This window comes from Providencia sp., assembly GCF_040396775.1.
Lineage (GTDB): Bacteria > Pseudomonadota > Gammaproteobacteria > Enterobacterales > Enterobacteriaceae > Providencia.
Window position 1 is genome coordinate 1 of sequence record NZ_JBEBNT010000036.1, and the last position, 10,459, is coordinate 10,459.

The following is a 10,459-nucleotide window of genomic DNA, read 5'->3' on the forward strand; positions in this document are numbered from 1 at the left end:
GAGCATACACAAGTATGTGACCTGTGTGACTGAGCGAAGCCAACAACGCCACAGCGCGAAATATGACGAGGATTTTTAGAACCAAGGCGCCTGAACCATTACCGCACCATAAAACAATGCGCGACCGGCTAGCTCGCCACTAAACATAACCACCATCAATGCAGCCAATAACGGTATTGATGGCTCTTTACCTTTGTACCCTCTTAGTGCTATCACACAAGGTAATATCATGCTCATGACGACTTGCCACCATAAGAGATAACTTTCCCCTTGGCTTGCGGGTATTTGCACGCTAATAATTTGTGATACCAATACAAGCACAACACCCAATATCACGCCGATTTTAATAACATTTGGCACGGGTTTGTCCAAGGCACGCACACTCAGTGTGATAAAACTAAAACCTAATACAATTGCGCTACCAATAAAGGCAATTTGTGTTGCAGGGCTATGCCAGAGTGGATGGGCTACCATTTGGTAATACACTTGCGCTGTGACAAGAATAGCGGCTAACCCACCGAGACCACTCAGCCAACCTAAGGCGATATTGCGCATATTTGCCGTTGGTTGTAGCCAGCAAGAAAGCGCCCAGAGAGTCACTAGGCCGTTAAGTAAAACAAACGTAACGGCTTCTCGACTTAGCCATGAATGGCTTAACCCGAGTACTGAACGATAAGCTTCTAACGGGACCCCTAAGTGCCCCATGGACATAGACGAGCCTATCACTTCAATTAACCAAATGATTAACACCGCTGTACGCAGGGGTTTTCCCGCAAGTTTATTTTCTGTACTGGCTTTCACTTGGTATAACGTCAAGGCGAGTACCGCGCCAATTCCCCACTGGCTCATCACCGTGAAAAATACCAAAGGGAGTTCCATATGATGAATATTCATGATTAGTCCTCCATTCCAATAATCACAATATTAGGCTGGCTGATTCTGTGGTCAGGCATGTTGTAGCTTTTTTCCAATACCGCCCAGTTTGTCGTGTGTTTTTTACGAAGTTCAGAAATTTCGCCAAACTCAATTGCCCCTGTCGGGCAAGACTCCACACAGCGAGGCAGTAACCCCTCATCTAATCGTTCAGCACACATATTACATTTGCTGGTTTTACCTTCAGCAGGATCAAAAACTGGGGCATGGTATGGACACGCCATAATACACATTTGGCAACCAATACATTTTTCATGGTCTTGTACCACAATCCCATCAGGCCGCTTAGTGTAGGTATCCGCAGGGCAAACTTTTAAACATTGAGGGTCATCACAATGGTTACATGACATCGTAATAAATGCCTGCGTATTCGGTGAATCATCATTGAACTCACGAACACGTCGCCATAAAACCCCTGGAGGAGTCACATTCTCTGATTTACACGCCATTGAACAAGTGCGGCAACCATAGCAATCTTTTGTATTAATGAGAAAACCATATTGCTTAACCATGATCATGCCTCCCTTCTCACGTCAACAAGTGTACTATTACAGCAATGGCCTGTGCCTAAATGCTCCACTTGGTCATTAGTCACATGGCTACTGCTTCCCCCTTGTTGCTCCCACCAGCCATTATCAAGGGAGATAACCCCCTTTTTAATGTGTGTAGTGACTACCGCAATCGCCCTATGCTCCCCCCTGTCATTGAATGTGACTGCCCATTCGCCATTTTGAATGCCACGTGTTTTAGCATCTTCTGGGTGAATTAACACATTGGGTTGATTACGTTGCACTTCGAGGATCCATTCATTCATCCCATGGCTTGAGTGAACACTGCGCGCTAACTTGCGCTGCACCGCCATTAATGGGTACTTTTTAGCAAGTTCCGGTGAGCCCTTCACTGACTCTTTTACTTGGTAATAAGCCACTACAGGTGAGAAGTTTTTCTTTTGCCAATCTTCAATAAAAAAATGTGCTTTTTTCGTCGATGTTCTAAAAACCCCATCCTTAAATGGGATCCAATCCCCTTCAACTGGCCTTACGGGTCCTTTTTCAAGCATTTCACGTGTAATGCCCGAGCCCACAAGACAAGCATCAATATAATGCTCAATCGGCTTATTAAATACCTCGCCAAACCCGAAGCGCTCCGCTAAACGAGCAAAAATCCAGTAATCAGGTTTAGCTTCCCCTACAGGCTCAACCGCTTTTTCCATCAATTGTACATACTGGCTACGTACCCCAGCCATCAAGCTGGTATCTTCAAAAATAGTGGTGACAGGCAAGACTAAGTCCGCGTATAGCGCTGTTGAGCTCATTAAGTTATCTGCAACCACCACAAAAGGTACTTTCTTCAGCGCTTCTCGCACTTTGTTAGTATTAGGCAATTGCGTCATCACGCCCATCGTCATGATCCACCAGAAATTAATTGGATGGGGCTTTTCATTGACGATATAGTCGCCGACTTTTGCCACAGGTATTGGCGGAATATTTTTTGCATTCGGAGCAGGCGGAACAATTGGACTAAATTTGGCCATTTGCCTTGCACCACCTGCATCACAGACACCTGCACCGCGTTTACCTATATTGCCCGTTAATAAAGCGAGGTAAAACTGACTTGCCGCCACATATGCACCATGTTCTGTACGCTGTGCCCCAGACATATTTTGCACAATCATTGAGGGGGTAATTGATGAATAATCACGGGCAAGGCGCACAATAGTTTCCACAGGCACATCAGTTTCCGCACTCACTCGTGCGACATCCCACTCTTTCGCTTGTTGGTATATTTGCTCAAAAACCGTGGTATAGCCGAACTGGCTAGGTAACTCATGTTGAAATAATGCAGGTTTAATCCCTGTAGAATCGTGACGAACAAGTTGCTGACTTAGAATATCAAACACCAGATAACTATCAGGGTCAGAGACATCTTGCCTAAGCTGCTGTTGCTTCTCATCAACCAAATAAACCGCACCAGTATGTGCACGAAGAAAACCTTCATCAATACGGTTTTCTTCGATAATAATTTTAATCATGCCAAGTGCTAACGCTGTATCTGTCCCAGGAATGATAGGGATCCACTCATCCGCTTTTGCGGCTGTTTCATTAAATCTCGGGTCAATGACGACTAACCTCGCGCCATTTTTCCGTGCTTGGTTGTAGTTTTTAAAATAGGCCTGCATGGTCACCGCAGGGTTATTTCCCCAACACAAAATATAACAACTATCCGCCACCGTATCCCGTGTATCTGCGTAGCGTAACCCCACCATTGGGATCATTGCCGCAGTAACAGCCGAGCAGCACAAAGAACCTGCTTGTTTTGTCGAGCCGCCTAAATAATCAAAAAATGCCTTACCCATATCATTTTTGATGGAATCCATATTTCCCGCATGGGTAGAAATAAACAATCCTTCGTTGCCATACTTAGTGATAGTGTCACGAATATTTTTCTCTATGAGATCAAGCGCTTCATCCCAGCTAATGGGTTTAAATTCCGCTTTTCCTTTTTCCCCTACGCGCAATAACGGTGTTGTGATCCTCTGGTCATGGTATACCCACTTCGTTCTGCTCATTCCCCGTAAGCAACATTTAACGTTAAAGCCCTCTGTTGCCTGTATTTTCATCAACTTACCTTGGTAGGTATAAGCCGTTAAGTTGCAGTGCAAACACTCCATTGCACAGGTTGAACGAAACGTTTTGTAGTCAGACAATTTTAATCGCACCTTTGGCAGGAGCTGATTATTATTTGCCTGCGCAAAAGAACACGGTGTGATAGTCGCCAACCCAACAACGCCAAGCCCTTTTAGGAGCGTTCGGCGTTTTAGACGTAATTCATTTATTGTTTTCATTATAGTAAACCTCGACATTGCTTTTAAAAGTACACTATATATATACTCCATTCATAAATAGTGAACTTGAGGCGAATCAAGCTTTGCTATTATTTATAGGTACAAAATAACTACCCCTTAGTGATTACCCCTCAGATTCTTTGGTTGTTAGGAGGGATAGGTGACTCATGATAAAATAGATGGAATTGTTAAAATGAGGTTTATGTATGTCTACCCTGCAAGGTGTTAATTCTGTTGATATTGCTGTCAGCATCCTGAATTTTATTGCTCAAAATGGTGGAATAGCGCGAGCCGCAGATATTTCCAAAGGTTGTGAAATATCCAAAAGCCGCTTGCATAAATATTTAGTTTCGCTGTGTCGAACACAAATGCTATACCAAGATGCACAAACGAGCCGTTATGGCTTAGGCCGTAATCTCACCTTTTTAGCAAATTTTGTCGAACCTGAAGGGTCTTTTGTCGAGGTTATTAATAACAGTTTGGTTCAATTTCGCGATGAACAAAACGTTTCAACTGGCGTTGCATTACGTTCTGGGAAATTGTTATCACTGGTTAAATACAACCGTAGTTTTAAAAATATTGAAATTGATTTCTTACCAAACACCCCATTACCCACTGCCAAAAGCGCAGCAGGTTTAATTTATGCGGCTTTTGATAAGCAATTTTTGTGTGATGATTATTCACAAGATGAGCTCAATAAAGTAATTGACCAAGGTTATGCGATTCGTTATGAACCCACAAAGGGGATCCCAGGGGCACAGTCGATTGCCTGCCCTGTATTTAACCAAAATGGTGAATTAATCGCGGCAGCCGTTACAATGGGGTTTATTGAAAAAGCAGAAATGGAATTGTTAGCCAACGCGCTTATTAAGCAGGTAAAGACGCTCGTATTATAATCATTAGTGTTGGTGAAATAAGAGTGATAAAAAAGCCGAGATTAACTCGGCTATTTTATTCTATTTAACGTCAATGCGTGGTAATTCGCCCATCTCTTTCAATTTTTTAGAGATTTCACGACGTTCTTTTGACAATTCTGCATTTTTGATAATGTAATCATCAACACGGTCATCATAGTCGCTGCGCATATTGGCAATAATCGCTTGAATGTCTTCAATTGACATCCCCGGCTTAATGTATTCGCTTAAGTTATCCAGTAATAAAACTCGCTTCTGGTTATCACGAATTTTTTTCTCATTGTCGGTAATTTCACGACGAATTTTATTTTTGCGACGAAACATACGCACAAATTCCAGAACATTTTGGAAAGACGGCTTGTTAGCGTTGTCCATGTTTAAAACCCTCTAGTCAATATTCAAAACGCATAATCTTATTACACAATACAATCTAATCGCCTTACGTTACAAGTCAGTTTCACATATTTATTGATTTAATCTATTGAAAAAGATCATTGGGTTATGCTTTTGCTGCTGGAATTTCTGGATTATTTTGATTTAATTCTGCTGATTTCTCATCAAGGTTAGGCTTTGCATTATCCGTTTTATCATTTCTAAGACAAAATGCAGACAATATCGTTGTTATGACGACAAACAACCCCATTATCAAATAGGTCTGTGCAAAACCAATTTTGTCATACCCCCAGCCTGCTAATGGCGATAACACACTGGCAACCACTGAGCTTACACAACTAAACCCGACTAAATAAAGTGTTGAGGACAAACGTTTATCAAAATGGCGACTGTTATACTTGAAGATTGCCACCAGCAAGATAGGTAATTCAACAGCATGAAGCAATTTCATGACAGATATAAGAATAGGCCCTTCGACTAAACCTGAGCCGATAATCCGCAATGCCATAACTGAACTGGCAAATAGTAAACCATTTTTTGCCCCAATTCGGTTAACGATAAATGGCGCTAAAAACATTCCCCCAGCTTCTAGGAATACTTGCAATGAGTTTAGATAGCCGTACATCTCATTCCCTAGTTTCTCATCTGGGAATTGATGCGAAAAATACACCATAAATTGCTGGTCATACACACTATAAATGCACGTGCCTAATACAAATAATATTAGCGCCCAAAAACGTGGTAAAGCAAAAAGCTGTAACGCATCACGCAATGTAATTGAAGACGGATTGCCATGCTCTAAATTATTATAAGCATCCGCATTTGCCGTTTTAAGGTTTAATAGAATGATTAAGAAAAGCACACCAGACACCGTCGCCATAATAAAATTATAATCAGGATCGATATTAATATTACGCCCAGCGAAAAATGTTGCAGCAGCCCAGCCCAGCGAACCCCACATTCTCGCCTTGCCATATTCAAAATTACGTAATCGACTAACACGCTCAGTGTAGGATTCTAGGACACCAATGCCCGCATGGAACGTCATCCCAATAAATAACCCACCAACAATACTGCCAATCACGACGTTCCATTTTAATAATGACCCAAACACCATAAAAAATGGCCCAGACGCAATCAGTAAAACGGCAATAAATAATAATAAGTTTTTTCGTAAACCTAATTTATCCTGCAAGAAACCATACAATGGCTGAGCACATAACGCGACAATTGAAATACAGGCAAAAATGAACCCTGTGTCCGCCCCTTCTAGGCCGACATACTTGCGTAGCCAAATAGCAACAACTGAAAATGTAGATGACCATGTAAAAAAGAAAAAAAACAACAATGCGCTCAATAACGCATAGTATTTCCTTGCACTACTATTCATGTTAATCACCTATTCTTAATTTACCTTTGGCAAATGTTAAGGTTAACATTTATTAATTCCCACTCAAAAGCTATTGTTTTGTGATGTTAATCACCAATGTTAACGTTAACAATTTATTTATGTGATGAAGATAACATTTCACGCTCTACAGACTAACAACAACACTCCCAACTCTGACACACAAAAATACCTTTGGGATATTCAATTTGATTTTCCTGACATTTCAGATGACCTTGGTTTAGCTTTGATTATAGATAAGGTATCATTGATTTATATGGAATAGTGAATCTAACAATATCCCACTATCAGATTCATACGCACAGAATTCAAACGGTGATAACGTTGCAAAACAATAAAAAACAACCTTCTTTTTTTATTCACGATTACGAAACTTTTGGCAAGCGCCCTGCACTTGATAGGCCCGCTCAATTTGCGGGGGTTCGCACTGATTTAGACTTTAACATCATTGAAGAACCTGAAGTTTTTTACTGTGCACCTGCTGATGATTATCTGCCACAGCCTGAAGCCGTCATGATCACTGGGATCACTCCACAAATTGCCTTAGCACAAGGCGTTAATGAAGCCGAGTTTACTAAACGCATCCACCAAGCGTTTAGTGTGCCCAACACGTGTATTATGGGCTATAACAACATTCGTTTTGATGATGAAGTCACTCGTAATATTCTCTACCGTAATTTTTACGACCCTTATGCATATAGCTGGCAGCAGAATAACTCACGTTGGGATTTACTCGACCCACTGCGTGCCTGTTTTGCGCTACGCCCTGAAGGTATTGTATGGCCTGAAAATGAAGACGGTTTGCCAAGTATGCGCTTAGAGCACTTAACAAAAGCCAATGGCATTATTCACGAAAATGCCCATGATGCGATGTCAGATGTGATAGCAACAATTAGCATGGCAAAATTACTCAAAGCGGCGCAACCGCGTATGTTTGATTATTTTTATCAACTACGCAATAAAAACAAAGTCAGCCAACTTATCGATATTGTAGAAATAACGCCTTTAGTACACGTTTCGGGTATGTTTGGTGCATTGCGTTCTTATATCAGTTTAGTCGCCCCACTAGCTTGGCACCCTGAAAACCGCAATGCAGTCATTATGTGTGATTTATCCGCGGATATTTCGCCATTGTTAACCTTAAATACCCAAGAATTACGCGAGCGTTTATATACACCTAAATCTGAGCTAAATGGCGAACCTCCTGTCCCTGTCAAATTAGTGCATATCAATAAATGCCCTATTTTAGCGCCTGAAAAGACATTACGTGATGAAGATGCGTTACGCACAGGGTTAGATAGGGATCTTTGCCATCGAAATTTAGATATTTTGCGTAAAAACCCTGACATTCGTAATAAGCTAATCGAATTATTTAGCGAACCACAAAAATTTGAAGTTTCAGATGATGTAGATGCACAAATATATAATGGCTTTTTTAGCCCATCAGATCGTTCTACCATGGATATTATTCGTGAAACACCGCCACAAAACTTACCTGCTTTAGATTTAAGTTTTGAAGATAAGCGAATGAAAGAGCTCTTTTTCCGTTATAAGGCACGTAATTACCCAGCGACCCTTTCTTATGAAGAACAGCAGCGCTGGTTACAACATCGTCGGGATTATTTCAGTGAAGCTCGCTTAACGGAATATATGCAACAAATACAATTCTTATTAGAAGAACATCAACATGATGAAAAACGCTGCCAGCAATTAAAAGCGTTGGTCAATTATGCGATGGAGTTAGCGAGTTAACAAAAAACGGGCAGAATAGAAATTATCTGCCCGTTTTTTATTTAAATTAATTTAGATTAGTGCTCGCCTGATTGCCCGCAACCACAATCCCCTTCCCAATGTTTACGCTTAGTCGTTTTACCTAAACCAGGGTTCATTGTATTGGTCGGGTCTGCATTTTTATAGAATGACTTTAATTGTGGTGGTGCTTTATATAGATGACCAACATTATGCTCTGCAGGATACTGCGCACCGCGCTCATCCAATAACGCCAACATTTTTTCTTTTAACTCTTTCGGGTTAACCCCTTTTTTCAAAACATAGTCTTGGTGCATAACGTGGCACATAAAATGCCCGCAATATAATTTATGCACTAATAAATCTTCAATTTCAGGTGGCAGCTTTTCAAACCAATCCCTGTCATTACGGCGCAATGCAATATCTAGCGGCAATACATCCTCGACATCTTTATTATGAACCGCATGGTAACGTACCGCAGAACCCGCCGCAGCAAAACGGTGTAAAAAAGCTTTTGCCCCTTCTTCAGGTGTACATTCGAAGTAACCACCATCTGCATGCGCAAAATAGGATTTTAGCCAAACTTTAGCTTCATCGATTCCATCCCCTGCCATTTTTAACATTAAATGATGTTCATAACGGTCGCGGAATTCTTTCATGCGATGCGGTAAATGTGATGGCCATAATTTACTGAGTACTTGCATTGTACGGTCAATTAAATTAGACTGTAAGAATGGCACTTTATTTAATACTGCATCCATACGCCCTTTAATGGTAAAGAACATTGGCATTTTATCGGTGCCAAATTTATCAATCATTAAGAAAGTGTCTTTACCGTATATTTCCGCAATATCAAAACAACCACGGTGCATATATTCCCCAGCAACGGGCAAATTTTTAAATTCACTCAGAATATAACGGCGAATATCTTCCAGCACATCAGGGTTATTTGAGCCGATATAAAAAACCTGTGTTTTTTTATCCGCTGGGAAGGTATCTAAACGCACCGCAAATACAGCTAATTTACCTGCACACCCTGACGCTTCAAACAAACGACGTTCATCGGCATTGAAACGTGATGGTGAATCGGCGTCAATGTCCCGAACACGTTCAGCATATTCATGGTCAGAGGCTAATTTATCACTGACTTGCACATCTTCACTGCTATACCCACGGTTTTGCAGATTAGTCAAAATTTCTTCTGGTGTATTCCCTAAATCAATTCCTAAGTGGTTAACTAGCTCAACTTTCCCATCATCATTAACGCGACCGTACAACGCAAGCTCGGTATACGCGGGGCCACGGCGCACTAATGAGCCACCTGAACTATTACAAATTCCGCCAACAACGGATGCACCAATACAGGATGAGCCAATCAGGGAGTGCGGTTCACGCCCAAGAGGTTTTAGGATTTTTTCTAGGTCATATAGGGTGCTGCCTGGCATGGCAACCACTTGGTTAAATTCAGGAAGCACTTGGATTTGGTTTAATCGCAATGTGCTGATAATCACGATATCGCGGTCATAATCATAACCACTTGGTGTTGAGCCCTCAGTCAACCCAGTGTTCGCCGCTTGCATTAAGACAATTTTATCCGCTTCTACACACGCTTTAAATACGTACCATTGCTCAAGCAAGGTCGTCGGGAACACAACGGCTATCGCATCTCCGGTTCCTGAGCGGAACCCTTTACGATAACGTTCTGTTTTGTGCGGCTCAGTGAGGATATTTTTCTTACCAACAAGGTTCCTGAGTGTGAGTAATAATCGTTGATTCTCAGGTTTTTGTGCATCTTTCATGTGTGCGCCTTCTTACTCGAATTCATATTGATTATGAGTTGTGCGATATTAGTTCTAACAACAATATCACATAATATTAAGATGTTAATAGGCTACACGGTTTATCTTAAAGAATTCTTAACAAGCAAAAAAATAGCGCCCAAGGCGCTATTTTTAATTTCGTACTGATTTGAACAACTTCCTAGTAGCTCTATATTCAAAATAGTTCGCGTTGTAGCAAGGCGTGGAGCCAAACGATCATGGGGAGCATACATAAGTATGTGACTCATTCGGTTTTGAGAGTGCAGCACCGCTACGGCGTGAAATATGAAGAATATTTTTGTAACTTGTATATTCAAAATAGTTCGCGTTGTAGCAAGGCGCGGAGCCAAACGATCATGGGGAGCATACATAAGTATGTGACTCATTCGGTTTTGAG

At 41.4% G+C, this 10,459-nt stretch carries 9 protein-coding genes; 2 read left to right on the plus strand and 7 right to left on the minus strand.

Annotated features, from left to right (window positions below):
* Positions 1-75: 75 nt before the first annotated feature.
* From ABWP91_RS19765 to ABWP91_RS19775, 3 genes are read right to left on the minus strand one after another with little or no spacing between them, the layout of a single operon-like run.
* Positions 76-894 carry a dimethyl sulfoxide reductase anchor subunit family protein gene (locus tag ABWP91_RS19765; RefSeq protein WP_353244692.1) on the minus strand — a complete coding sequence of 273 codons (819 nt, stop codon included), beginning with the start codon at positions 892-894 and terminating at the stop codon, positions 76-78.
* 2 nt (positions 895-896) lie between these two features.
* Positions 897-1,445 carry a 4Fe-4S dicluster domain-containing protein gene (locus ABWP91_RS19770; protein ID WP_353244693.1) on the minus strand — a complete coding sequence of 183 codons (549 nt, stop codon included), beginning with the start codon at positions 1,443-1,445 and terminating at the stop codon, positions 897-899.
* Between the two features lie 2 nt (positions 1,446-1,447).
* Positions 1,448-3,778 (minus strand): molybdopterin-containing oxidoreductase family protein, encoded by a 2,331-nt coding sequence (locus tag ABWP91_RS19775; RefSeq protein ID WP_353244694.1) that lies wholly within the window; start codon positions 3,776-3,778, stop codon positions 1,448-1,450.
* A gap of 206 nt (positions 3,779-3,984) precedes the next feature.
* Between ABWP91_RS19775 and ABWP91_RS19780 the strand changes: the two genes are divergently transcribed.
* A complete protein-coding gene (locus ABWP91_RS19780; protein WP_353244695.1) occupies positions 3,985-4,674 on the plus strand; it encodes a helix-turn-helix domain-containing protein in 690 nt (229 codons plus the stop codon).
* 60 nt (positions 4,675-4,734) lie between these two features.
* On the opposite strand, the gene tmaR is transcribed toward ABWP91_RS19780, so the two are convergent.
* Positions 4,735-5,067: a PTS system regulator TmaR gene (tmaR, locus tag ABWP91_RS19785; protein ID WP_004253179.1), complete on the minus strand. Its 333-nt coding sequence runs from the start codon at positions 5,065-5,067 to the stop codon at positions 4,735-4,737.
* 124 nt (positions 5,068-5,191) lie between these two features.
* Positions 5,192-6,475 carry an MFS transporter gene (locus ABWP91_RS19790; RefSeq protein WP_353244696.1) on the minus strand — a complete coding sequence of 428 codons (1,284 nt, stop codon included), beginning with the start codon at positions 6,473-6,475 and terminating at the stop codon, positions 5,192-5,194.
* Positions 6,476-6,817: 342 nt separating this feature from the next.
* On the opposite strand from ABWP91_RS19790, the gene sbcB reads away from it, so the two are divergent.
* The gene (gene sbcB / locus ABWP91_RS19795; protein ID WP_353244697.1) at positions 6,818-8,245 is read left to right on the plus strand and encodes an exodeoxyribonuclease I; all 1,428 of its coding nucleotides are present in this window, start codon (positions 6,818-6,820) and stop codon (positions 8,243-8,245) included.
* 56 nt (positions 8,246-8,301) lie between these two features.
* On the opposite strand, the gene dld is transcribed toward sbcB, so the two are convergent.
* Positions 8,302-10,041: a D-lactate dehydrogenase gene (gene dld / locus ABWP91_RS19800; RefSeq protein ID WP_353244698.1), complete on the minus strand. Its 1,740-nt coding sequence runs from the start codon at positions 10,039-10,041 to the stop codon at positions 8,302-8,304.
* A 101-nt stretch (positions 10,042-10,142) separates the two neighbouring features.
* A partial coding sequence (locus ABWP91_RS19805) for a hypothetical protein (RefSeq protein WP_353244699.1) occupies positions 10,143-10,459 on the minus strand: 317 nt, incomplete at its 5' end.